Raw genomic sequence first — 23,778 nt, 5'->3', positions numbered from 1 at the left:
TGGGCGGGTCCGGGCGTCATGCGCCCGCCCGGCGGGTGGCGACGTGCTCGGCGGCGGCGGTCACGGCGTAGAACGCGAGGCCGACGACGACCCCGCCGAGCACATACGCCCACGCCCGCGCGTAGTTCGAGGCCGACGCGGCCGTCGTGATGAACGAGCCGATCCCCGAGCGCGGGCCGCCGAAGTACTCGGCGACGATCGCGGAGATGACGGCGAGGGACGACGCCATGCGCAGTCCGGTGAACACGAACGGCACCGCGGTGGGCACCGTGACCGCCAGTGCCGCCTGCCGCGGGGTGGCCGCCAGCGCGTGCATGAGGTCGCGGTGCACGGGACGGACCTGGCGCAGTCCGCGCAGCGTCGTGACGTACACGGGCACGAACACCGCGAGCGCGGCGACGAGGACGCGCGCCTGCTCCGACGCGGCGCCGTACATCGCGTACAGGACGGGCGCGAGCGCCACGACGGGCACCACGGCCAGGGCCGCGACGACGGGCTCCGCGAGGACGTCGACGAGCCGCACGACCGCGGCGACGACCGCGAGCAGCACGCCGAGCGTGGCGCCCACGACGAGCCCGACCAGCGCGTTCCCGCCCGTGACGAGCGCGGCCGACGTCACCGGACCGAGGTAGGTCGTGAGCTCGTCGAGGATCGCCGCAGGGCCGGGCAGGACGAACGCCGGGACGTCGCCGAGCGTGACGACCGCGTGCCAGGTCGTCACGAGCGCGACGAGCAGCACGACGGGCGGCAGCACCTGCCGCACGGTGCCGCGCCGACGCGCGACGGCTCCCCCGCTCACCGCACGTCCACGCCGCGGCCGGTGGCGCTACCGCCGTGCAGCGCCTCGCGCACCGCGGCGACCGACGCGACGAACGCCGCGTCGTTGCGGAGGTCGTCACCTGCGTCGTCGGTCGGTCCGACGGCGGGTGTCGCGGCGCCGGACCGGTCGAGCGTCACGGGCACGACCTCGCGGATCCGCCCGGGGCGCGGCGACATCACGACGACACGGTCGGAGAGGAACACGGCCTCCGGGATCGAGTGCGTGACGAACACGACCGCGGCACGCGTCTCGGCGCAGATGCGCAGGAGCTGCGCCTGCAGGTGCTCGCGCGTCATCTCGTCGAGCGCGCCGAACGGCTCGTCCATGAGCAGCAGCGACGGGGACACCGCGAGCGCGCGGGCGATCGCGACGCGCTGCTGCATGCCGCCCGACAGCTGGTCGGGGTGGTGGTCGGCGAAGTCGCTGAGCCCGACGAGCGCGAGCAGCTCGTCGGCTCGCTCGCGGCGCCCGGCCCGGCCCGTGCCGGACAGCGCGAGCGGCAGCTCGACGTTGGCGCGCACGGTCCGCCACGGCAGCAGGCCGGCCTGCTGGAACGCGATGCCGTAGTCGCGGGCCAGGCGCGCCTCGCGGGCGCTGCGCCCGAACACCCGCACGGTGCCGGCGGTGGGCTCGTCGAGGTCCGCGACGAGCCGCAGGAGCGTCGACTTGCCGCACCCCGACGGCCCGATGAGGGAGACGAACTCCCCCGCGGCGACGGTGAGGTCGACGCCCTGCAGGGCGTGCACGTCCCCGCTGCGCCCCGCGAACACCCGGCTGACCTGCTCGACCTCGACCGCGACGGCACCGCGCGGGTGCGGCGTCGACGCGGGCTGCTCCTGCACGACGCTCACGGCGCCACCTCCACCCGTCGGTACCGACGCAGGGACCGGCCCAGCAGGGCCACGAGACCGGCGGCGACCAGCCCGAGCAGCACGGCGCCGAGGATCGGCGCCCACGGCTTGGGCGGGTCGCTCGCCGCGAAGTTGGCGAACTCGAGGATCATCCGGCCCAGCCCGCCGGGCAGGCCCGTGGCGACCTCGGCGACGACGGCGCCGACGACCGCGTTGGCGGCGGCGAGCCGCAGCGCAGGCAGCAGGTGCGGGACCGCGGCGGGCAGGCGCAGCCGGACGAGGGTGGTGCCCCAGCCGGCGCCGCAGGCGCGCATGAGGTCGACGTGGATCCTGTCCGGTGACTGCAGACCCCGCAGCGCTCCGACCGCGACGGGGAAGAACGCGAGGTAGCTCGCGATGACCGCGACCGACATCCACGGCTGCCACGCGAAGGAGCCGATCTCGAGCCGCGCACCCCACGAGCGCACGAGCGGTGCGAGCGCGATGAGCGGCACGGTCTGCGACAGGACGACCAGCGGCAGCACGGCCCGCTCGACGACCGCGACCCGTAGCATCGTCAGCGCCAGCAGCGCGCCGACGAGCACGCCGATCGTCCAGCCGACGAGCGCGATCCCGAACGAGAACGCCCCGGCCCGCAGCACGGCGAGCCACAGCACGTCGGCGCCGGTCGCCCCCGAGACGGGCTCGAGCAGGCGCGCCGCCACCTGCCACGTGTGCGGCATGGCGAGGTCCGTGGTGCGCGGCAGCAGTCGGGTCTCGCCGACCGCCCAGCCCTGCGCGGGCCCGAGCAGCTTGTACGCCTCCCACAGCGCCGCCACGGCGAGCGCCGACGTCACGGCGACGAGAGGGCGGACGCGCGTCAGCCGCGCGAGCCTGGTCCCGCGCGCCCGCACCGTCGCACCGGACGCGGGTGCCGGGGCCCCGGACGGTGCGACGGCCGGCGTGTCGGTCGTGGTGCTCATGCCGTGACGGCCTGCGGGACGTCGACCGGATCCGGGGGCGTCGTCGCGCCGGACGACGCCGCCGTCGCGACCACCGGCTCGGCCATCGCCGGGATGATGCGCTCGCCGTACAGCCGCAGCGTCTCCTCCTTGTTGTCGTGCTGGAGGTAGACGGCGAACTGGTCGCAGCCCAGGGCCTCGAGCTCGCGCAGCTTCTCGACGTGCTCGTGCGGTGAGCCGAGCAGGCAGAACCGCTCGACGATCTCGTCGGGGACGAACGTCGTGTGCGAGTTCCCGGCGCGGCCGTGCTCGTTGTAGTCGTAGCCCTCCCGGTCGCGGACGTAGTCGGTCAGCGCCTTCGGGATCGCGGAGTCCGTGCCGTACCGCCGGACGATGTCCGCGACGTGGTTGCCGACCATGCCGCCGAACCAGCGGCACTGCTCGCGCATGTGCGCGCGGGCCGCGGGCGACGCGCCGTCGCCGACGTAGGCCGGCGCGGCGATGCAGATGTCGACCTCGTCGGGGTCCCGGCCCGCGGCCTCGGCCGAGTCGCGCACCGCCCTGACCATCCACCGGGCGATGTCGGGGTCGGCGAGCTGCAGGATGAAGCCGTCGCCGACCTCGCCCGTCAGCTTCAGCGCCAGCGGCCCGTACGCGGCGACCCACACGTCGAGAGCCGAGCCCTTCGACCACGGGAACCGCACCGTGCGCTCCCCCAGGTCCGCCGGCCGGTCGTTCGCGAGCTCGCGGATGACGTGGATCGACTGGCGCAGCGTCGCGAGGTTCGACGGCCGCCCGTTGAGCGTGCGCACCGCGGAGTCCCCGCGCCCGATGCCGCAGACGGTGCGGTTGCCGTACATCTCGTTGAGGGTCGCGAACAGCGACGCGAGCACGGTCCAGTCGCGCGTCGCGGGGTTGGTCACCATGGGCCCGACCATGACCTTGCGCGTCGCGGCGAGGATCGCCGAGTAGATGACGAACGGCTCCTGCCACAGCAGGTGGGAGTCGAAGGTCCACACGTGCGTGAACCCGTGGGTCTCCGCCTGGCGTGCGAGCTCGACGGTGCGCGACGCGGGCGGGTTGGTCTGCAGGACGACGCCGAAGTCCATCTCGATCCCCTCCTCAGACCAGGTACTGCGTCAGGTCGCGCTTGAGGTAGCGCCCGTGCCCGGGCCGGCCGTGGTAGCCGTCCGCGTCGACGAGGACCTGGCCCCGCGACATGACGAGGTCGACGTGCCCGTCGACCTCGAACCCCTCCCACGCGGAGTGGTCCATGTTCATGTGGTGCGAGGCGACACCGATCGACGTGTGCCCCGTGGGGTCGTAGACGACGACGTCGGCGTCGGCACCGGGCGCGATCACGCCCTTGCGGCCGTACAGCCCGAACATCCGCGCGGGCGTGGTCGAGGTGATCTCGACCCACCGCTCGAGCGTGATCTGCCCCGTCACGACGCCCTGGTACATGAGGTCCATGCGGTGCTCGACCGACCCGATGCCGTTGGGGATGGCGCGGAAGTCGCCGAGGCCGAGCTCCTTCTGGCCCTTCATGCAGAACGGGCAGTGGTCGGTGGAGACCATCTGCAGGTCGTTGGTGCGCAGCGCCTGCCACATGTGGTCCTGGTGGCCCTCGGCGCGGCTGCGCAGCGGCGTCGAGCACACCCACTTCGCCCCCTCGAACCCGGGCGCCCCGAGCTGCTCCTCCAGGGAGAGGTAGAGGTACTGCGGGCAGGTCTCGCCGAAGACGTTCCTCCCGGCGTCGCGCGCCCACGCGAGCTGCTGCACGGCCTGCTTGGCGGACACGTGCACGACGTACAGGGGGGCGTTCGTGACATCCGCCAGCATGATCGCGCGGTGCGTGGCCTCCTCCTCGAGCTGCCACGCGCGGGCGATGCCATGGAAGTACGGGTCCGTCCTCCCCTGCTCGACGAGCTGCGCCGCGAGCACGTCGATCGCGGGCCCGTTCTCGGCGTGCATCATCGTCAGCAGCCCGAGGTCGGCGGCCTTCTGCATGGCCCGCAGGATCTGTGCGTCGTCGGAGTGGAAGACGCCGGGGTACGCCATGAAGAGCTTGTAGCTGGTGACGCCCTCGTCGACGAGCGACTCCATCGCCTTCAACGCGTCGTCGTCGACGCCGCCGACGATCTGGTGGAACGCATAGTCCACCGCGCAGTTCCCGGCAGCCTTGGCGTGCCACGCGGCGAGCCCGTCCTGGACCCGCTCGCCGGCGCGCTGCACGGCGAAGTCGATGATCGTCGTGGTCCCGCCCCACGCCGCGGCGCGCGTGCCGGTCTCGAACGTGTCGGACGCCGACGTGCCGCCGAAGGGCAGCTCCATGTGCGTGTGGGCGTCGATGCCTCCCGGCACGACGTACCTGCCGGTGGCGTCGACGACCCGGTCGATGGACCCGGCGAGGTCGTGCCCCAGGAGCGTCGAGCCCGGCGCGAGCACGGCGGCGATGGTCTCGCCGTCGACCAGGACGTCGGCCGGTGCGCGACCGGTGGCCGACACGACGGTCCCGCCGCGGATGAGCGTGGTGGTCATGGGTCCTCCTCTCGGGTACGCGCGGGTCAGGGGGCGACGATCGGGCCGTACGCCTCGGGGCGGCGGTCGCGGAAGAACTGCCAGCGCTCGCGCACCTCGCGCACCTGGTCGAGGTCGAGGTCGCGGACCAGGAGCTGGTTCTCGCTCGACGAGCCGACCTCTCCGACGTAGCTGCCGTCCGGCCCCACGGCGTACGACGAGCCGTAGAAGTTCACGGCGTCCTCGCCGTACTCGTTGTCCTCCCGGCCGACGCGGTTGTTGGCGACGACGAAGTACCCGTTGGCGACCGCCGCGGCGGGCTGCTCGATCTCCCAGAGCCGGTTGGAGATCCCGGGGGCGGTGGCGTTGGGGTTGAAGACGATCTGCGCCCCGTGGAGCGCGAGCACGCGCCACCCCTCGGGGAAGTGCCGGTCGTAGCAGATGTTCACGCCGATGCGCCCGGCGGCGGTGTCGAACACCGGGTACCCGAGGTTGCCGGGGCGGAAGTAGAACTTCTCCCAGAACTTCGGCAGGTGCGGGATGTGGTGCTTGCGGTACCGGCCCAGCACCGTGCCGTCGGCGTCGATGACGACGGCGGTGTTGTACAGGACCCCGGGCTGGTCCTCCTCGTAGATCGGCAGCACGACGACGATCCCGAGCTCGGCGGCCAGCCTGCTGAACCGCTCGGTCGTGGGGCCGGGCACCGGCTCGGCGTAGTCGTAGTACGCGGTGTCCTGCGTGATGCCGAAGTACGGGCCGTAGAACAGCTCCTGGAACGCGATGACCTGCGCACCCGCCGAGGCGGCCTCGCGCGTCCAGTCCTCGTGCAGCCGGATCATGGACTCCTTGTCCCCGGTCCAGGTGGCCTGGGTGAAGGCGACGCGCACGACGCTCATGTGTCCTCCGGGTTCGACGACGGTGGGCGGCGGAGCGGGGCCGCCGGTGAATGTGACTGTCAGGCTTGGACATTTCCGCGCCGTCACGCGTCCTTTGCGCGCGGCGAACTTCCGGCGGCCGGGCGTGAACTTCTGGACACGCGTCCGAGGGCGGAGCCGCTCACCTGCCGGACACGCGTCGGCAACACTGACCGGCCACCATGCGGGCATGTCACCGCAGGAGCTGGCCGACCTCGTCGCCGACCGGTCCCCGCGCGGGATCGCCGCCACCATCGCGCGCCTCGTGCACGCGGGCGACCTCCTGCCCGGCGACCGCCTCCCGACCGTGCGCGAGCTCGCGGGCGCGCTCGGCGTCAGCCCGGCCACGGTGGGCTCGGCGTGGCAGACGCTCGCGTCGGCCGGGCTGGTCATCTCGCGCGGGCGGGCCGGCACCTCGGTGCTCCCCGGACCGGCGGGACGTCTGCCCCCGCGGTACCGCGACCTGGCCGACGCGCCCGCGGCGCGGCTCGACCTGGCGGCCGGGAGCCCCGACCCCGAGCTCCTGCCCGACCTCGCGCCGGCGCTCTCCCGCGTGGCGTCCCGCCGGCACGGCCGGCCGGCGTCCGGCTACCTCGACGACCCCGTCGTGCCCGAGCTCGAGCGGCTCCTGCGCTCGTCGTGGCCGTTCCTGCCGCAGCGGCTCACGGTCGTCGACGGCGCCGTGGACGCGCTCAGCCGCGTCCTGGAGCAGGTCAGCGGCTTCGGCGACCGCGTGGCCGTCGAGGACCCCGGCTTCCCGCCCGTGCTCGACCTGCTCGACCACCTGGGCCTCGAGCGGCTGCCGGTCCCCCTCGACACGCACGGCCCGCGACCCGAGGCCCTCGAGTCGGCGGTCGCGGCCGGCGCGCGCGTCGTCATCCTGCAGCCGCGCGCGCAGAACCCGACGGGCGTGAGCACCACGCCGACGCGGGCGCGCGAGCTCGCGGCCGTCCTGCGACCGGTCGCCGGCCAGGTCTGGGTCGTCGAGGACGACCACTCGGGCGAGATCGCGTCGTCGCGCGACGTGAGCCTGGGCCAGCTGCTGCCGGACCGCGTCGTCCACGTGCGCTCCTACTCCAAGTCGCACGGCCCCGACCTGCGCATCGCCGCCGTGGGCGGGCCCGCCGTGGTGCTCGACGGGCTCGTCGCCCGTCGCATGCTCGGCCCGGGCTGGACCAGCCGGCTGCTGCAGCACGTGCTCGCGGACCTGCTGACGGACGCCCCGGCCGTCGAGGCCGTCGCGCACGCCCGGCGCGTCTACCACGGGCGGCAGCGGGCGCTCTGCGCCGCGCTGGCCCGTCACGGGCTGGCGCTGGCGCCGGGCGACGGCATCAACCTGTGGGTGCCGGTGCGCGACGAGCAGACCGCGCTCGTCAAGCTCGAGGCAGCCGGGGTGCGGGTGGCGCGGGGCCGGCCGTTCGTCGTCGACCCCACGCGGTCGCCGGGGTTCGTCCGCGTGACCGTCGGTGTGCTGCGGGCGGAGGACGTCGAGCACGTCGCCGCGGCGCTCGCCCAGGCCGCGCGCGCCTGACACCCGGCCGCGCGGAGAGCGGCACGCGCCCGGGACCGGAGTCCCGGTGCACCCGTGGGACGAGCACGTATGGCACTCGGTTGCCATTCGTGACGGTCGTCTGCATTGTTTCGCCCATGGCGCTGACCAGGCGCGCGACGCGACAGTGAGGTCCCGATCCACGCGCCACGAAGGGACTGTCATGTCGAGAACCCGCAGCAGGACGGCTGCACTGCTGGGGACGGTCACGCTGGTCGCGGCAGGCGTCGTCGCCGCGGCCACCGCCCCCGCACACGCCGCCCAGACCATCACCAACGTCGCCTACGCACCGGCGGAGCCCTCCGGCAGCCGGGGCCACCTCCTGGACCTCTACATCCCCGACGGCAACGGCCCGTTTCCCCTCGTCCTGTGGTCGACCGGGTCGGCGTGGTCGTCCGACGACGGCAAGTCGGGCGCGAGCGCCATCGCCCAGCAGCTCAACCCCCGCGGCATCGCCGTCGCGGGCGTCAGCGTGCGCTCGGCCTCGCAGGCGAAGTTCCCCGCGCAGGTCCACGACATCAAGTCGGCCACGCGGTTCCTGCGCAGCAACGCGGCGCAGTACCGGCTGAACCCGAACCAGTTCGCCAGCATGGGCGACTCGTCGGGCGGCTGGGTGGCCGCGATGGCTGCGGTGTCCAACGGCAACGCGTACCTCGAGGGCACCGTCGGCACGACCGGCGTCTCGAGCGACGTGCAGGCCGGCGTCGACTTCTTCGGCCCCACCGACTTCGCGCGGCTCAAGGAGCAGGACCCGGGTGGCTTCATCGACCACGACAGCCCCAGCGCGCCCGAGGGCCAGCTGCTCGGCTGCGCCACGCCGACGTGCCCGGACAAGGTGCGCCAGGCCAACCCGCTGACGTACGTCGACGCGCAGGACCCGCCGATGCTCCTGCTGCACGGGCAGGCGGACAACGTCGTCCCGCACGCCCAGACGGTCATCTTCTACGACGCGCTGAAGGCCGCGTGCGTCGACACCCAGTTCTTCTCGGTCCCCGGCGCCGGCCACAGCCACGCCGACGTGACGAGCTCCTCGCGCTTCGGCCGGCAGACAGTCCGCACCGTCGAGGGTTGCCGCGAGACGGTCACGCAGGGCACGCCGAACCCGAGCTGGGACACCATCGCGGCGTTCCTCAAGGACGCGTGGGCGGGCGGCACGTCGACACCGACGCCCACCCCGACGCCGACGACCAGCCCCACGCCGAGCCCGACGGACAGCCCGACGCCGACGCCGACCTTCTCGCCGACCCCGAGCCCGACGCCGAGCCCGACGCCGACGCCCACCCCCACGCCGGGCACGGGCAACGGCTGCTCGGCGACGTACCGGGTGGTCAACGCCTGGCCCAACGGCTTCGTCTCGGAGGTGAAGGTCACGGCCGGTGGCGCGTCCCTCTCCGGCTGGCGCGTCAGCATGACGCTGCCCGGTGGTCAGGCCACGCAGGTCTGGAACGGCCAGTCGTCGGGCGGCGTCGTGTCCAACGCTCCGTGGAACGGGTCGCTGGGCGCCGGGCAGAGCACGACGTTCGGCTTCCAGGGCACCGGCAGCGGCGAGGGCGCGACGGTGTCGTGCTCGGCCTCATGACGCCTGCGACCCGCTGACGCGGGTGCCGAGGGGCGGCGTGCCCGGGACCTCCCGTGCACGCCGCCCCTGCGGCGTGCCGCCGCTTGCACGGGGCCGGGGGTGAGCGCCTAGGGTGACGGGTCGGAACCCGACCACCGCCTGGGCCGGGTCGCACCGCCCCCGCCTTGGGGCGGTCCTCCGCGGCGCGACGTGCGCCTCGCCCTCGACCGCGCCCGACGGCGTGCGCGGACAGCGACCACCGGAGAGACCCCATGCCGCGCACCCGCCGTCCCCTGCTCCTCGCCGCCCTCGTCGTGCCGGCGCTCATGCTCGCCGCGTGCGCGTCGGACGCGCCCGCCGCACCCGCCCCGACCGCGGCGGCGACGACCGCAGGCTGGGAGCCCGTCACCGTCGACAACTGCGGCACCCGGGTCACGTTCGACGCGCCCCCGCAGCGCGTCGTCGCCATCAAGTCCTCGACGACCGAGATGCTGCTGGCCCTCGGCCTGTCGGACGTGCTCGTCGGCACCGCGTTCGCCGACGGCCCGGTGCCGGAGCGGTGGGCCGCCGACGTGGCCGACGTGCCCGTCCTGTCGGAGAAGGTGCCGGGCCCCGAGGCCGTCCTCGAGGCCGAGCCCGACCTGGTCTACGCCGGGTGGGAGTCGAACCTCAGCGCCGACGGCGCCGGCGAGCGCGAGACCCTCGCGGGCCTCGGCATCGCGACGTACGTCTCCCCCAGCGCCTGCAAGGCGCCCGGGTACCAGCCGGACCCGCTGACGTTCGACGACGTCCTCGACGAGATCCGCGAGGTCGGCGAGATCTTCGGCGTCCCCGACGCGGCGGCCGACGTCGTGGCCGAGCAGCAGGCGACGCTCGACGCGATCGAGCCGGTGGAGGGCGTCACCGCGGTGTGGTGGTCGTCCGGCACCGACACCCCGTACGTGGGCGCCGGCATCGGCGCACCGCAGATGCTGCTGCAGACCGCCGGGCTGACCAACGTGTTCGCCGACGTGCACGACACGTGGACGTCGGTCGGCTGGGAGCAGGTCGTCGCGGCCGACCCCGACGTCCTCGTCCTCGTGGACTCGGCGTGGAACTCCGCGCAGAAGAAGAAGGACTACCTGGCGGCGCACCCGGCCGCGTCGCAGCTCACGGCCGTGCGCGAGCAGCGGTACGCGGTCGTGCCGTTCGCGGCGAGCGAGGCCGGCGTGCGCAACGCGCAGGCCGCGGCCGACCTGGCCGACGCGGTGCGGGCGCTCGGCACGACGACCGAGGACTGACCCCGCACGATGCTCACCCCTCGCACGCCGCCGCCCGGCCCGGCGCCGCAGCGCGCGGCCGCCGGTGCCGGGGCCGGCCCGCGCGCACCGCGGCGGCCCCCGCTCGCGCTGCTCGTCACCCTCGGGGCGGGCGCCCTGGTCGCGACGCTGCTGGTCGCGGTGACGATCGGGCCCGCGGACGTCGCGGTCGGCGAGGTCGTGCGGTCGGTGCTCGCGCACCTGGGCCTGCGCCCGGCGGACGTGCCGCGGCTGCACGACGCGATCGTGTGGGACCTGCGCCTGCCCCGCGTGCTCACGGCTGCCGCGGTCGGCGCGGGCCTGGCCGTCGCGGGCGCCGTCATGCAGTCGCTCACGCGCAACCCGCTGGCCGACCCGTACCTGCTGGGGCTGTCGTCGGGCGCGTCGCTGGGTGCGGTGGCGGTGCTGGTCCTGGGCGTGGCGCTGCTGCTGCCCGTGGCGGCGTTCGCCGGGGCGCTGCTCGCGCTCGTCGCGACGCTCACGCTCGCGCGTACCGGCGGCACCCTCACACCGACGCGGGCGGTGCTGGCCGGGCTGGCGGTGTCGCAGCTCGCGGCCGCAGCGACGTCGTTCGTCGTCTTCTGGACGGCGACGGGTGACTCGTACCGGGAGATCCTGTCGTGGCTCATGGGGTCGCTCGCGGGGGCGACGTGGTCGTCCGCGGCCATCGCGGGCACCGCGCTGCTCGTGGTCGGCACGGTCGTGCTGCTGGCGGCGGGGCGGCTCGACGCGTTCGCGTTCGGGGACACCGCGGCGGCCGCGCTGGGTGTCGACGTGGACCGGACGCGCTGGACGATGATGACGCTCGTGGCTCTCCTGACGGGCGCGATGGTGGCGGTGTCCGGCGCGATCGGGTTCGTCGGGCTGGTGCTGCCGCACGCGGTGTCCGTGGTGACGGGCCCGGCGCACCGGCGGCTGCTGCCGGTCGCCGCGCTGGCCGGGGCGGTGCTGCTGGTGTGGGCGGACACGCTGGCGCGCACGGTGTTCGACCCGCGCGAGCTCCCGGTCGGCATCGTCACGGCGCTCATCGGGGTGCCGGTGTTCGCGGTGCTGCTGCGACGCGGGCGGGGTGGCTCGTGGAGCTGACGATCGCGGGGGCCGGCACGCGGCTCGGCGGGCGGTGGGTGGTCGACGGCGTCGACGCGACCCCGCCGGCGGGTGCGCTCACCGGGCTGCTCGGGCCCAACGGTGCGGGCAAGACGACGCTGCTGCGGCTGGTGGCGGGGCTGCTGGCGCCGGAGGCCGGCGCGGTGCTCGTGAGCGACCCGGCCGCGGCCGACCCGGCGCCGACGCTCCCGGTGCACACGATGCCGCGGCGGGTGCGGGCCCGGCACGTGGCACTGCTGGAGCAGTCGTCGGACGCGGCGGTGCCGCTGAGCGTGCGCGAGGTCGTGGCGCTGGGGCGCATCCCGTACCGCTCGCTGTGGGGTGCCGACCCCGATGCGGGCGCGGTGGACCGGGCGCTGGGGGCGGCGTCGGCGGAGCACCTGGCGGACCGCGCGTGGTCGACGTTGTCCGGCGGTGAGCGTCAGCGTGTGCACGTGGCGAGGGCGCTGGCGCAGGAGCCGTCGCTGCTGCTGCTGGACGAGCCGACGAACCACCTCGACGTGAGCGCCCAGCTCGCACTCCTGGGCTTCGTCCGGGACCTGGGTGTGACGACGGTGGCGGCGCTGCACGACCTCAACCTCGCGGCGGCGTACTGCGAGCACGTGCTGGTGCTGTCCGGGGGCCGGCTCGCCGCCGCCGGCCCGCCCGCGGACGTGCTCACCCCCGCGCTGGTGCGCGAGGTGTACGGCGTCGACGCGCACGTCCTGACCCACCCGATGACGGGCCGTCCCGTCATCGCCTACAGCCCGACCGGGACGGTGGACGTCTGAGGACCGCGGGGCAGAACCGCTCCAGTTCGGCCGTTGCCCTGCCGATCTCCCGGGAGTGACTGCGGCGTCCTCGACGACGGAGCCGACCACCGCCAGGTCCGTCGGACCGCGGCCCCCGGTGGTCGGTTTCATCGCGCCCAACGTCCACGGCTACTTCTTCGGGAGCGTCCTCACCGGGGTCATCGACGCCGCCACCGCCCGCGGTGCGCGTATCGTCGCCGTCCAGACGCACGACGCCGGCCTGCTCGACTTCGAGGACGACCACTTCTGGGCCCAGCTGGGCTGGGACCACATCGACGCGCTCGTCGTCGCCCCCGCAGCCGTGTCCACCGCCTACCTGCAGGCCTTCGCCGCGACGGGCAAGCCGGTCGTCACCGTCAACCAGGTGTCGTCGGGCCTCGACTGCCCCACGGTCGTCCCGGACAACGACGCGGGTGTGCGTGCGGCGCTGGACCACCTGGTCGAGCACGGCCACACGGACATCGCCTTCGTGGGCCGGTCCCCGGCGAACGCCGACGACGCGATCCGCTACGAGGCCTACCGCACGGCCATGCTCGCGCACGGCCTCGTGCCCACCGAGGTCGTCCCGGTGCCGTGGCTGCTCGACGAGACCTACGACGGTGCGCCGGCGGTCCGGCTCCTGCGGGAGCGCGGCGCGCTGCCGCAGGCCGTCGTCGCGTGCACGGACGCGACCGCGATGGCGCTCATCGAGGCGCTGACCGCCGAGGGTGTCGTCGTCCCGGACGACGTCGCCGTGGTCGGCTTCGACGACATCGCCGAGGCTGCCGAGCACCGTCCCCCGCTGACCACGGTGGCGCAGAGCTTCAGCCAGGCGGGCTCGACCGCCTGCGAGCTCGCGCTGCAGGCCCTGGGCGGCACGCCCGTCGCACGCGGGCTGCACTGTGTGCCCGTCGAGTTCGTCGTGCGCGAGTCGTGCGGCTGCCGCACCGTGGAGACGCGCATCGACGAGGACCCCGGTGACCTCAGCAGCCTCGGCGCGCCGTTCGTGCGCGACCTGGGCGGCGCGCTGTTCGGTGAGCAGGGCATGACGGCCACCCGGCAGGACGGCCTGCGGGTCGCGACGCAGCACCTGCTCACCCTGTTCGGCCGGAGCCTGCTGGCACCGGAGGCGGACCTCACCGCGGTGGAGAAGTCGGCCGCGGACGCGCTGCGGCGCGTCGCGGGTCGGACCTCGTCCCCGCTGAACGCCGTGGCGGCCGTGCGCCGGCTGGCCGACGCGGTCGCGGCGCGGCTCGCCCCCGGTGACGCGCCGGCCGCGGCCGCGTTAGACCGCCGTGGCGTCGACGTCACCAGCCGGGCGCTGGAGTCGCACCGCCCGCACGTCAGCGGCGCGGTCGTCAACCAGCACGTCGAGGTGCAGCGCCGCTACCACCGGGTGAGCACCGAGCTCGTCCGCCGGCAGGACCGCGACGTGCGGTCGCTGACGTGGCTGCGCGGCACGGACGTGCCGCGCGGGTGCCTCGCCCTGTGGGACGACGCGCGCGAGCTGCGGATCGTCGGCGTGTACCCGGACGGGGAGGGCGACGGCCGTCGCGACGAGCCGTGCGACGTCCGCGCGTTCCCCCTGGCGTCCTGTGACGACCAGGTCAGCCCCGACGAGCTGACCCTGGTGGTACCGGTCCGCTTCGAGGGCAGCGACCACGGCTTCCTCGCGCTCACCGGCCCGTTCGACGTCATGGAGGAGTCGGTCTTCGAGCGGTTCAACCACTGGGCGGTGCTGCTGGCCGTCGCCCTGGACCAGGACCGTGCGGTGGAGGCGCTGCGCGTCAGCGAGGAGCGGTACGCGCTGGCCGCGGAGGCGGCCAACGACGGCATGTGGGACTGGGACCTCGAGACCGGCGCGGTGTACTACTCGGCCCGGTGGAAGGCCCTGCTGGGCTACCGCGACCACGAGATCGAGGGCACGTCGCACGAGTGGCTCAGCCGCGTCCACCCGGCGGACCGCGGAGCGGTGGACCGGGCGCTGGCCCACCACCTGGACGGCCGTGACCCGGCGATGGAGGTGGAGTACAGGCTGCGGACCGCCGACGGCAGCTACCGGTGGATGATCACGAGCGCCCTGTCGGTCCGTGACGCGGACGGCACCGCGACCCGGCTCGTGGGGTCGATGACGGACGTCACCGAGCGCAAGCAGCTCGAGGATCAGCTGCGGCACGACGCGCACTACGACCTGCTCACGGGATTGCCGAACCGTGCCCTGTTCCTGGAGCGGCTCAACCAGTCGATCCTGCGGACCCGGCGCCACCCCGACTACCGGTTCGCGGTGATCTTCCTCGACCTGGACGGGTTCAAGGTCGTCAACGACAGCCTGGGCCACCAGGTCGGTGACGAGCTGCTCATCGAGGTCGCTGCCCGGTTGTCGTCGGAGGTGCGCGCCACCGACACCGTGTCCCGGTTCGGCGGCGACGAGTTCGCGCTGCTGGTCGACGACGTGAAGGACGTCGCGGGGTTGCCGGACGTGGTGCGCCGGCTGCTGTCGGTGGTGTCGGTGCCGGTCGTCCTGGAGGACCGGACCCGGACGGTCAGCGCGGCGGCGGGGATCGCGGTGAGCGCCAGCGGGTACGACACGGCCGACGAGTACCTGCGCGACGCGGACACCGCGATGTACCGCGCGAAGGCGGAGGGGCCCGGTGCGGTCGTCCTGTTCGACACGGCGATGCACGCACGTGCGATGGCGCGCCTGCAGATGGAGTCGGCACTGGACCAGGGCATCGCGGAGGACGAGTTCGAGCTCTTCTACCAGCCGATCGTGCGGATGGACACGCGACAGATCGTCGGCATGGAGGCGTTGATCCGTTGGCGGCACCCGCAGCGTGGGCTGGTCGCGCCGAACGACTTCCTGCCGGTCGCGGAGGCGACAGGCCACACCCGGCCGATCGGGCAGTGGACGATCGGCGAGGCGTGCCGTCAGATCCGCGAGTGGTTGGACGTGGTGCCCGGCTTCGAGGCGTGCACGGTCAGCGTCAACCTGTCGAACCGGCAGTTCTGGGACCCGGACCTGCGCCCGACGCTGCGGTCGGCGCTCGACCGGTACGCCGTGCCGACGTCGTCGATCGTGTTCGAGGTGACGGAGGGCGTCATCATGGACAACCAGGACGTGGCGGTGAGCTTCCTGCACCAGCTGCGCGAGGAAGGTGTCGAGCTGCACGTCGACGACTTCGGCACGGGCCACTCGTCGTTGTCGTCGCTGCACGAGCTGCCGGTGGGGGCGTTGAAGATCGACCGGTCGTTCGTCCAGCGGATGCAGACGAGTCCGCGCAGCCACGAGCTGGTCGGCCTCATGGTGACGATGGGCACCCGGTTCGGGCTCGACGTCATCGCCGAGGGCATCGAGACGGAGGAGGAGGCCGCGGCGCTGTCCCGGCTGGGTTGCCCGTACGCCCAGGGGTACCTGTTCTCCCGGCCCTTGCCGGCGACCGAGGCGACGGCGCTGCTGCTCGCGCAGACTGCGGTCACGGCGAGCTCGCCACGGGAATAGTGGGACGGCCGTGCCGAGGGTGCGGCGTGGTCCCTCCGGGAGCGTCCGGGACGTCGCCGACGTCCGGCTCGCCCGGGACCGGCCGTTGCCCCGTCCGCCTCCACGTGCTCACCGTCCGTCGCCGGGTGGGAGCTCGGGGCGGTACAAGGTTGCCACGACGGTGTCGAAGAGGGCGCACCACTGATCGCGCAGCGCCACGAGCGGGGTGCTGAACGACAGGTGCACGAGCCCGTGGTCGTCGCGCGGGTCGGTCCAGTAGTCGCACGCCAGCCGGGGCAGATCGCCACCCGCTGTGCGTTCGCGCACGGCGCGCAGGAGGACGCCGAACGGCCCCGACCCGACCTCGAGCCGACCGCCGGCGGCCTTCGTCGTCGCCGCCAGTGCCGCACGTACGGCCTCGACCCCGGCCTCGTCGCGGAAGGACCCCGCCGCCCGGTAGGCGGTCAGTGTCGCCGGGATCGGCTGCCCGCCCGCGCGCGTCAGCATGAGCGCGAGCAGCCAGCCGCCCGAGGCGGCGGCGCGTCGTGCACCGGCGTTGAGCGCGACCCGCAGCGCGTGCCGCAGCGCCTCGTGCGCCTCGTCGTCGCCGATCTGCTCGTCGACGAGCCGCGCGACGACGAGTCCGCGCTCCGCCTCGTCCGCGAGCGGCACCACCACCCAGTCCGCGGGCAGCACGATCCCGATCGCCCCGGCACCCGCGTCGACGGGCGCGCTCACACCTGCCGCCGCCCGCCGGGGATCTCCCCGAGCTCGAGCACCAGTGACTCCGCGATCATCCGCCCCTGCCGCGCGACCTCCGTCACCAGGTCCAGGTGCACCGTGTTGAACACCAACGACGCCGCCTCCACCGCACCCGGCGGGAACACGTTGAGGAACAGGTACGCCTGCACCTGCCGCTCACCGAACCGCCGCAGCAGCACCTGCTCGATCGTCATCCGACCCGCGGGCACGTGAGCCGTGTCCGCCGCGTACTCGACGATGCGCGTCGTCCACCCGAAGCTTCTTCGCAGGTTCCGGGCCAGACGTTGCTCTGGAGCTGTTTCGCCGCCCGGCGCCGAGATGACGACCATGTCGAGGATCGCGGCCACCTCACCAGTCCTGCGGTCGGGCACCCACACCGCGTTGTGCGCGACGATGCCGTTCTTGCCCAACGAATCAGCGTTGACGAGCTCAACCGACCTCGCAGTCACGTCGCGTGCGGATCCTACGTCGGCGAGGTGCGACGCGATCTCCCGAGCGACCGCCCGGATCCCACTACCAGGCTCCCAACCCATCCACCCTTCAGGATTGACGAACGTGAATCCGACAAGGGCCCCCGTCTGCTTCGCCGCCCCGTCCGTCATCTGACCGGCCTTTCGTCCGAGGTGGTGGAGAACTCGAGCGCGCACGTGTCCGCGAGAGCGCTGTCAGGTCGTAGAGGGCCGAGACCGCACGCGGTCTCCAACGCCTGGACTCCTCCGCTCGACCACGACCAGAGCTTGGCCTGTCGGCCCGCTCCCGACGCCGATAGGCCTCGCGCAGCGGCCTCGTTCCCGAAGACGGCGAACACCCCGGCCGACTTGCTCTGCGCCCAGGAGCGCCCGGGCCGCCGAGGCGTGCGCCGCGTAGGCGATCTCCCGGGCGTCGGCGAGCTGGTCGGCATAGGTCTGCAGCGCCTCGCCCGCCGCGGCGTACCGGCCGTGGGCGCGCTCTATCGTGTCCGCGAGCCGTGTGGCCTTGGCCGCCACCTCCTCGACCGCGGCGGAGCCACCACCCACCTCGGTGGCGATCGCCCGCAGGTCGTCCGCGGAGCGCCCGATCTGCCGCGCGACGCGCGCGTACTCCTGGCCGGCGGAACGGACGCGCTGAGGATCTCCCCCCACGGGGTCGAGCACCGCGAGCGGGTACCAGTCGACGGGACGCGTCACACGAGGCCCCGGAGCTCCGCCGCGAAGGCGGTGTCGAGGTCGGCGAACGTGTCACCGATGCGCCCGCACGCCTCACCGAGGAACCCGATGTCCTTGACCACGCCGACGCGCACGTCGTCCCAGCCGATCGCGTGCTCACCGACGACGCCCGCGAGCTCCTGGTGCCCGAGCGCGGGGAGCAGCTCGCGCGCGGTGACGTTCGCGGTGGCGAACGTCTGCGCGAGGTCGGCGAGCCGTCGGCCGGCGGCCGTGAGGAGAGCGGTGCCGACGGTGAGGCGTGCAGGCCCCGTCATCAGCGACGCAGCCCGGCGGCGAGCTGGGCGTCGGCGTCCTCCAGCGTCGCGGCGGCCGCACGCAGGTACTCGCCGAGCGACGTCAGCGCGGCGACCGTGTCGGTCGCACCCTGCGTGAACTGGCGGTAGGACTCGCCGAACGCGACGGACGCCTGGTCCGTCACGAACCCCGAGGACACGAGCTGCTCGATGAACGAACGCAGCTCGCCCAGGCGCGTGGTGATCTCGTCCTGTCCCGCGGTCAGGCGCGTCGCCGCGTCCCGCATCTCCTGGTAGCTCACGTCGATGTTCGCCATGTGGCACTCCCCTGCTGGTCGTCGCCGGCAGGGTCCGTCCCCACCGTGGTGTCCGTGCACCGGCGCCGACGCTAGCGACTCCCGGCCCGACTCGTCCGGGTTTGTCCACAGGCTCCGCAGAGCGCCCGGTCGTCCACAGGAGCTCAGTCCGACACCGGCAGCTGCACGCGCCGCAGGCGCCCCTGCTCGACGAGCACGCCGCGCCCCGGAGGGAACTCCGCCCTGCCCATGCGCGGGAACGTCGTGCGGAACAGCGCGTCGCCGTCCATGTGGTCGGGCTGCAGCACCAGCCCGCGCCGCCCGTTGCGCACCTCCGCGACCAGTGGCCAGGACGAGCCCCACGTGCTCGTCTCCGACTCCGCGAGCACGAAGTGGTCGTTGCGCCGCGCGGCCCGCACCGCGTCCGTGAGCGCCTGCTCGGCCGGCCCGCCGAGGAGGTCCGCGATGGCCTCGACGACGAGCACGACCGGCACGTCGTCCTCCGGCGCGGCCGTCAGCCGCGGCAGCAGGTCCCGTGCGAGGGCCGCGATCTCGTCGGGCGTCGCGGCGCACCCTGTCCAGTCCACGCGCTCACGCACCGGCGAGCGCCGCGCGCCGACGTAGTACAGCGAGGCGCTCGGCATCGCACGACGTAGCGCGTCGCCGAGTGCGACGAGCGCGGTGGTCCGCCCGGACCCCGGCATGCCGGCGAGCAGGAACGTGCCGCGCGGCGCGAAACCGCAGGGCGCGAGCGTGTCGTCCGCGACACCGAGCACCGGCAGGCCGTCGACCGTCGCGGGCAGGCTCGCCGCGGCGACGAGCGTCGGGAGCCGTCGCACGGGCGGCGTCGGCGGCACACCGGCCGCCCGCAGCCGCTCGGCGACCGCGGAGATCGCGACCGCCTGCTCGGCCGGTGCGGTGCGCCCACCGGGCACGGCCACCTGCAGCTCGTCGCCCTCCCCGGCGAACACGCCCCGCCCGGGCGGCGCCTCCGGCCCCAGCACGTCCGGGGGCACGTCGAGGACGGCGTACGCGCCCTCGTCGGCCTGCCGCAGCACGAGCCGGCGCGCGACGCTCCCCGCCAGCGACGTGGGCAGCGCACCGGGCCGCTCGGCGGACATCGCGACGTGCACACCCAGCGGTCGCCCCTCGGCGACGAGCCGCTGCAGGACCGACCACGCCCCCGTGCGCCCCGCGTCGGCCTCGTGGGCCTCGCGGAACGCGCCGAGCCCGTCGATCAGGAGCAGGAGGCGCGGCTCGTCCGTACGCCCGCTCAGCGCGCGGTACTCCGTGAGCGTGCCCGCCCGGACAGCGGCGTAGCGGGTGGCGCGCTCGTCCAGCGCAGCCCGCAGCGTGCGCAGGAGCCGCTGCAGCCGCTCGGTGTCGGAGCCCTCGACCACGGACCCGACGACGGGCAGGTCCTCGAGCATCGCGAGCCCGCCCGACCCCAGGTCCAGGCCGTGCACCTGCACCGGCCCGCCGGCGCCGAGGGTGCCGAGCGCCGCGCTCACCGCGAGCGTGCGCAGGGCGGTCGACTTGCCGGACCCGCTGGTGCCGAGCACCACGATCGACCCCTCGGTGTCCGCGTCCCACACCCACGCGTGCTGCTCCTGGCGCGCGGGCCGGTCGACGACACCGAGCACGACACCCGGTCGCGCGGGGTCCGCGATCTCCTCCAGCGCCTGGACCGGTGCCAGCTCGGGCAGCCACGGACGACGCGGGGGCTGGATCGCCGCGGCGCGCGCGGCCGCCCGCACGGTGCGCACGGTGCGCGCGAGATCCGTCGGCCCGTCGTCGTCGAGGTCCACGGCGTCGACGGGCGCAGGCAGGTCCCACGGCTCCCCGGGGCCGAACTCCAGGCTCTCGAGCGCGACCGCGGCCCGCGGCGGCGTGGCGCTGGAGCGGCCCCCGGCGTACCCGGCCTGGAACAGCGCGATCCGTCCGGGCCCGGTCCGCACGGCACCGCGCCCGGGCACGCCCGGGTCGAACCCGGCGGCCAGCGGCGTGCCGAGGACGTCCACCGAGTCCGCCTCGTCGGCCATGCGCAGCGCGACGCGCAGGTTCGTGTTGGCGCGCAGGTTGTCCTTGATGACGCCCGCGGGGCGCTGCGTGGCCAGCACGAGGTGCAGGCCGAGGGACCGACCGCGCTGCGCGACGTCGACGACGCCGTCGACGAACTCCGGGACGTCCGCGACGAGCGCCGCGAACTCGTCGACCACGATGACGAGCGAGGGCGGGGTCTGCGGGTCGCCGGTGCGCTCGAGCGTGAGCAGGTCCTTGACGCCCTTGCGCTGCAGCAGGTGCTCGCGGCGGCGCAGCTCGGCGCGCAGGGAGACCAGGGCGCGCCGCACGAGGTGCGGGGACAGGTCGGTGACCAGGCCCACGGCGTGCGGCAGCTCGACGCAGTCGCCGAACGCGGCGCCGCCCTTGTAGTCGACGAACAGGAACGTCACGCGGTCCGGGCTGTGGGCGGTGGCCAGGCCGAGCACCCACGACTGCAGGAACTCACTCTTGCCGGAGCCGGTGGTGCCGCCGACGAGCGCGTGCGGGCCCTGCGCGCGCAGGTCGAGCACGAACTGCCCGCCGGAACCCTGCCCGACGACAGCCCGCAGGCCCGCGTCCCCGCGGCGCCGCACGGGCGTCCCGGTGCGCGCGACGACCGACCCCGTCTCGTGCCACCGCTCGACGACCGCCGCGGGGTCGTCGGCGACCTGCGGACCGAGGAGACCCAGCTGGCCCACGCTGCGCGGCAGGTCGGACTCGTCGACCACGGGCGAGCCGTCGTCGACGACGGCCGCGAGACGCCGCGCGAGGTCCGTCGCCGCCGGGACGTCGAGCCGCTCGCACTCGACGCCGTCCCAGCGCCCGTCGCGCGTCCGGCCGACCCGCACGCCCGCCTCGTCGACGACGAGGAAGGCCCGGCACGCGGCGGGCAGCGACTCGACGTGCGCCGCGCACCACAGCACGTGCACGCCGACGTCCGGACCGTCCTCCGCGAGGCGCACGAGCCGCCCGCGCTCGGCCTGCGCGTCGTCCTCCACGAGCAGGAGCACGGCGGGCTCGGCCGTCTCGCCGTGGCGCCCGAGGGCCCGGCGCGCGGCGACGAGCTCCTCGAGCGCCGTCACGACGGCGGTCGACGTCACGGGGTCGGCCGCGAGGTGCGGGCCCGGCAGCGGGCTGTGCGGCGAGGCGACGTGCGGCAGCCACTTGACCCAGTCCCAGCGGTCGCGGCTCGAGGAGGACGCGATGCCGGTGAGGACGAGCTCCGACGGCGCGTGCAGGCACACGAGCTGCGCGACCAGCGCGCGTGCCACGTCGTCGACGTGCTCGCGCGGTCCCGCGACACCGAGGGCCCCGACGTCACGCAGCCCGATCTCGACGGGAACACCCGTGACGTCCGCGAACCGGTCCCGCACCGCCTCGACGAGCGCCCAGTGCTCGGGCGTCGCGCGCCCGCGCGCGGGCAGCCGCACCGTCGTCCGCGACGCGGCCGTGCCGACGCCGACGCGCAGCGTGAGGAACGCCGGCTCGCCCGGCCGCCGCGCCCACAGCACGGGGCCGAGGTCGCGCGCGGCCCGCACGGCCTGCGCGGTCGACGGCAGCTCGCCGAGCCGCACCTGCCGCTCCTCCTCCGCGCCGGCCGCCAGGTCCTGTTCGAGCGCCTCCAGCGACGCCTGGAACGCGGCGGCCTCCTCCTTCAGCCGGCGCCGCTCGGTGAACCGCCGGTCCACCCATCCGGCGACCAGCAGCAGGGGGCTGAGCGCAAGGAACGCGAGCGTCGTCGCGTTCGGCCGCAGCGCGTAGAGCACGGCACCCATGACCACCGGCGCCGCGAGCGCGACGAACGGGAACCGGCCGGGCCGCGCCGGCTCGGGCGGCGCGGGCGCCTCGACGGTCCGCTCGGGGTGCACGGGCACGACGCGCGGCGAACGGTTGAACGCCACGACGGCGGCACCGTCCCCGCTGCCGTCCGCGGGGCGCACGCGCGTGAGCGTGAGGATCGTCTCGCCCAGCACGACGTAGTCGCGCGGCCCGACGACGGCGCGGTCGACCGGCCCCCAGCCGATGACGACACCGTTGGACGAGCCGGCGTCGACGACCTCGACCGCGTCGCCCACCACGACGCGCGCGTGCGTGGTGGACACCATCGGGTCGGTGAGCCGCACGTCGCAGTGCGGCCCGCGCCCGATGGTCGTCGTCCCGCGCGGGAGGTGGACCTCGAGCCCGGCCTGCGGCCCGCTGACCACGTGGAGTCGTGCGTACGCGTCGTGCGGTGCGACGCCCGTGCCCGCGGGCTCGTCGCGCGCGGGCGTCAGCCCCACCGTCGACCCGGCGCGCAGTCCCGCCTCGGCCAGCCCGGCCCGGCGCGGCAGCGTCCGCGCGGCGGAGCCGTCGGGCGGCGCGAGCGCGAGCGTGACGGTCCCCCCGAGGACCCGGCCGGCGGCGGCCTCGGCGCGCACGAGCGCGTCGGCGACGTCCGCGACGGTCGCCGCGGCGTCGGAGGTCACGACGACGTCGACGTCGACGACGCGGTCCGTCACGGGCCGGCGGTACGTGAGTCGGGTCCGCACGTCGTCCCCCTGCACGTCGGTCGGGTGGTGCGCCGGCGGGCACCGGGCGCGCCGAGGGTAACGAGGCGGTGGGTCCCGATGTCCGCTTCGTCCACAGGTGCGGCGGACGACGCCCGTCGTACGCCAGGATGTCCGTGTGACGAGCGGCGACGGTCCTCCCGACGACCTCGCCGCCTGGGACCGGGCGGCGGGGGCCTACGCCACCGCGATCGGCGGGCCCGACGACTCCTTCCGCCGCCGGTTCGAGCCCTTCCTCGAGCGGTGGCTCCCGGCGGGCTCCCCGCGCGTCCTCGATCTCGGCTGCGGGCACGGCTGGCTCGCCGGGCTGCTCGCGGCCCGCGGCGCGCACGTCGTGGGCGTCGACGGCAGCGGCGAGCTCGTCGCCCGCGCGCGGGCCGCGCACCCCGGGGTGCGGTTCGAGGTCGCGGACCTCGTCGACGGCCTCCCCGACGACGTCACGGGTCCCGTCGACCTGGCCGTCAGCCACATGGTCCTCATGGACCTGCCCGCGCTCGACCGGCTCCTGGCGGACGTCGCCGCGCGGCTGACCCCGGACGGCGCGCTCGTCGCGAGCCTCCTGCACCCGGCCTTCTTCCGGCAGCAGCCCGCGGACGACGGCGAGCGGCACCGCCGCGTCACGGGCTACCTCGCGCACGAGGAGTGGTGGATCGAGACGTTCGGGGGTCACCGGCACTACCACCGGCCGCTCGCGTGGTACGTGCAGCGGCTGCGCGACGCGGGTCTCGTTCTCGTCGACCTCGACGAGCCCCCGTCCCTGCCGCCGCACCGCGCGCCGGAGGCGCAGTGGACCGACGAGGAGCGCTGGTTCGCCTCGATCCCGACGATGCTGTCGTTCGCGGCACGGCGCGCCTGACCGAGCGGGACGACCTGCGTCAGAATGACGT

19 protein-coding genes are annotated in these 23,778 nt (G+C 74.7%); 7 read left to right on the top strand and 12 right to left on the bottom strand.

The features are described 5' to 3' along the window. Positions 1-16 precede the first annotated feature (16 nt). From CFLA_RS07250 to CFLA_RS07225, 6 genes are read right to left on the bottom strand one after another with little or no spacing between them, the layout of a single operon-like run. On the bottom strand, positions 17-799 hold the full coding sequence (locus CFLA_RS07250) for an ABC transporter permease (protein ID WP_013116668.1): 783 nt from the start codon (positions 797-799) through the stop codon (positions 17-19). Further along, positions 796-1,671 (bottom strand): ABC transporter ATP-binding protein, encoded by an 876-nt coding sequence (locus tag CFLA_RS07245; protein ID WP_013116667.1) that lies wholly within the window; start codon positions 1,669-1,671, stop codon positions 796-798. The genes CFLA_RS07250 and CFLA_RS07245 overlap by 4 nt, the downstream gene beginning before the upstream one ends. Next, positions 1,668-2,633, bottom strand: coding sequence for an ABC transporter permease (locus tag CFLA_RS07240; protein WP_013116666.1), 966 nt, complete (start codon positions 2,631-2,633; stop codon positions 1,668-1,670). The genes CFLA_RS07245 and CFLA_RS07240 overlap by 4 nt, the downstream gene beginning before the upstream one ends. Next, positions 2,630-3,721, bottom strand: coding sequence for a TIGR03842 family LLM class F420-dependent oxidoreductase (locus CFLA_RS07235; protein WP_013116665.1), 1,092 nt, complete (start codon positions 3,719-3,721; stop codon positions 2,630-2,632). The genes CFLA_RS07240 and CFLA_RS07235 overlap by 4 nt, the downstream gene beginning before the upstream one ends. Before the next feature lie 13 nt (positions 3,722-3,734). Then, entirely contained in the window at positions 3,735-5,153 is a 1,419-nt protein-coding gene (hydA, locus tag CFLA_RS07230; RefSeq protein ID WP_013116664.1) for a dihydropyrimidinase, read from the bottom strand. Positions 5,154-5,179: 26 nt separating this feature from the next. Further along, a complete protein-coding gene (locus CFLA_RS07225) occupies positions 5,180-6,028 on the bottom strand; it encodes a nitrilase-related carbon-nitrogen hydrolase (protein WP_013116663.1) in 849 nt (282 codons plus the stop codon). A gap of 208 nt (positions 6,029-6,236) precedes the next feature. Here CFLA_RS07225 and CFLA_RS07220 point away from each other — a divergent pair, with 208 nt between their 5' ends. The 6 genes from CFLA_RS07220 to CFLA_RS18965 all read left to right on the top strand — a co-directional run bounded on the left by CFLA_RS07220 (position 6,237) and on the right by CFLA_RS18965 (position 15,827). Next, complete coding sequence (locus CFLA_RS07220; RefSeq protein WP_013116662.1) at positions 6,237-7,577, top strand: aminotransferase class I/II-fold pyridoxal phosphate-dependent enzyme; 1,341 nt, start codon at positions 6,237-6,239, stop codon at positions 7,575-7,577. A gap of 181 nt (positions 7,578-7,758) precedes the next feature. Further along, entirely contained in the window at positions 7,759-9,174 is a 1,416-nt protein-coding gene (locus CFLA_RS20845) for a cellulose binding domain-containing protein (protein ID WP_013116661.1), read from the top strand. Between the two features lie 251 nt (positions 9,175-9,425). After that, positions 9,426-10,433: a putative F420-0 ABC transporter substrate-binding protein gene (locus tag CFLA_RS07210; RefSeq protein ID WP_013116660.1), complete on the top strand. Its 1,008-nt coding sequence runs from the start codon at positions 9,426-9,428 to the stop codon at positions 10,431-10,433. A gap of 9 nt (positions 10,434-10,442) precedes the next feature. Beyond that, positions 10,443-11,537 carry a putative F420-0 ABC transporter permease subunit gene (locus tag CFLA_RS07205; protein WP_013116659.1) on the top strand — a complete coding sequence of 365 codons (1,095 nt, stop codon included), beginning with the start codon at positions 10,443-10,445 and terminating at the stop codon, positions 11,535-11,537. Next, entirely contained in the window at positions 11,528-12,328 is an 801-nt protein-coding gene (locus tag CFLA_RS07200) for a putative F420-0 ABC transporter ATP-binding protein (RefSeq protein WP_013116658.1), read from the top strand. Before CFLA_RS07205 ends, CFLA_RS07200 begins: the two co-directional genes overlap by 10 nt. 118 nt (positions 12,329-12,446) lie before the next feature. Then, entirely contained in the window at positions 12,447-15,827 is a 3,381-nt protein-coding gene (locus CFLA_RS18965) for an EAL domain-containing protein (protein WP_013116657.1), read from the top strand. Between the two features lie 108 nt (positions 15,828-15,935). Here the strand turns inward: CFLA_RS18965 and CFLA_RS07190 are convergent, their stop codons facing one another. The 6 genes from CFLA_RS07190 to CFLA_RS07165 form a co-directional block, all read right to left on the bottom strand. Then, positions 15,936-16,544, bottom strand: a complete 609-nt coding sequence (locus CFLA_RS07190) for a hypothetical protein (protein ID WP_013116656.1) — start codon at positions 16,542-16,544, stop codon at positions 15,936-15,938. Further along, complete coding sequence (locus tag CFLA_RS07185) at positions 16,541-16,978, bottom strand: hypothetical protein (protein WP_148234306.1); 438 nt, start codon at positions 16,976-16,978, stop codon at positions 16,541-16,543. The genes CFLA_RS07190 and CFLA_RS07185 overlap by 4 nt, the downstream gene beginning before the upstream one ends. Positions 16,979-17,233: 255 nt before the next feature. Continuing rightward, a complete protein-coding gene (locus CFLA_RS07180; RefSeq protein WP_148234305.1) occupies positions 17,234-17,701 on the bottom strand; it encodes a hypothetical protein in 468 nt (155 codons plus the stop codon). A 29-nt stretch (positions 17,702-17,730) separates the two neighbouring features. Beyond that, entirely contained in the window at positions 17,731-18,027 is a 297-nt protein-coding gene (locus CFLA_RS07175) for a hypothetical protein (RefSeq protein WP_013116653.1), read from the bottom strand. Beyond that, on the bottom strand, positions 18,027-18,323 hold the full coding sequence (locus CFLA_RS07170; RefSeq protein ID WP_013116652.1) for a WXG100 family type VII secretion target: 297 nt from the start codon (positions 18,321-18,323) through the stop codon (positions 18,027-18,029). Before CFLA_RS07170 ends, CFLA_RS07175 begins: the two co-directional genes overlap by 1 nt. Positions 18,324-18,466: 143 nt before the next feature. Continuing rightward, complete coding sequence (locus CFLA_RS07165) at positions 18,467-22,873, bottom strand: type VII secretion EssC family protein (protein ID WP_013116651.1); 4,407 nt, start codon at positions 22,871-22,873, stop codon at positions 18,467-18,469. Between the two features lie 136 nt (positions 22,874-23,009). Between CFLA_RS07165 and CFLA_RS07160 the strand changes: the two genes are divergently transcribed. After that, positions 23,010-23,747, top strand: coding sequence for a methyltransferase domain-containing protein (locus tag CFLA_RS07160; RefSeq protein WP_013116650.1), 738 nt, complete (start codon positions 23,010-23,012; stop codon positions 23,745-23,747). The last annotated feature ends 31 nt before the right edge of the window (positions 23,748-23,778 follow it).

The organism is Cellulomonas flavigena DSM 20109, from assembly GCF_000092865.1.
GTDB lineage: Bacteria > Actinomycetota > Actinomycetes > Actinomycetales > Cellulomonadaceae > Cellulomonas > Cellulomonas flavigena.
The sequence above is the reverse complement of the archived record's forward strand: the minus strand, read 5'-3'. Positions and strand labels throughout refer to the sequence as shown.

Bases quoted from the DNA above. Each gene is read 5' to 3' on its own strand.
- CFLA_RS07240 (WP_013116666.1), bottom strand. From the start codon at position 2,633: ATGAGCACCACGACCGACACGCCGGCCGTCGCACCGTCCGGGGCCCCG.
- CFLA_RS07235 (WP_013116665.1), bottom strand. From the start codon at position 3,721: ATGGACTTCGGCGTCGTCCTGCAGACCAACCCGCCCGCGTCGCGCACC.
- hydA (WP_013116664.1), bottom strand. From the start codon at position 5,153: ATGACCACCACGCTCATCCGCGGCGGGACCGTCGTGTCGGCCACCGGT.
- CFLA_RS07225 (WP_013116663.1), bottom strand. From the start codon at position 6,028: ATGAGCGTCGTGCGCGTCGCCTTCACCCAGGCCACCTGGACCGGGGAC.
- CFLA_RS07220 (WP_013116662.1), top strand. From the start codon at position 6,237: ATGTCACCGCAGGAGCTGGCCGACCTCGTCGCCGACCGGTCCCCGCGC.
- CFLA_RS20845 (WP_013116661.1), top strand. From the start codon at position 7,759: ATGTCGAGAACCCGCAGCAGGACGGCTGCACTGCTGGGGACGGTCACG.
- CFLA_RS07210 (WP_013116660.1), top strand. From the start codon at position 9,426: ATGCCGCGCACCCGCCGTCCCCTGCTCCTCGCCGCCCTCGTCGTGCCG.
- CFLA_RS07205 (WP_013116659.1), top strand. From the start codon at position 10,443: ATGCTCACCCCTCGCACGCCGCCGCCCGGCCCGGCGCCGCAGCGCGCG.
- CFLA_RS07175 (WP_013116653.1), bottom strand. From the start codon at position 18,027: ATGACGGGGCCTGCACGCCTCACCGTCGGCACCGCTCTCCTCACGGCC.
- CFLA_RS07170 (WP_013116652.1), bottom strand. From the start codon at position 18,323: ATGGCGAACATCGACGTGAGCTACCAGGAGATGCGGGACGCGGCGACG.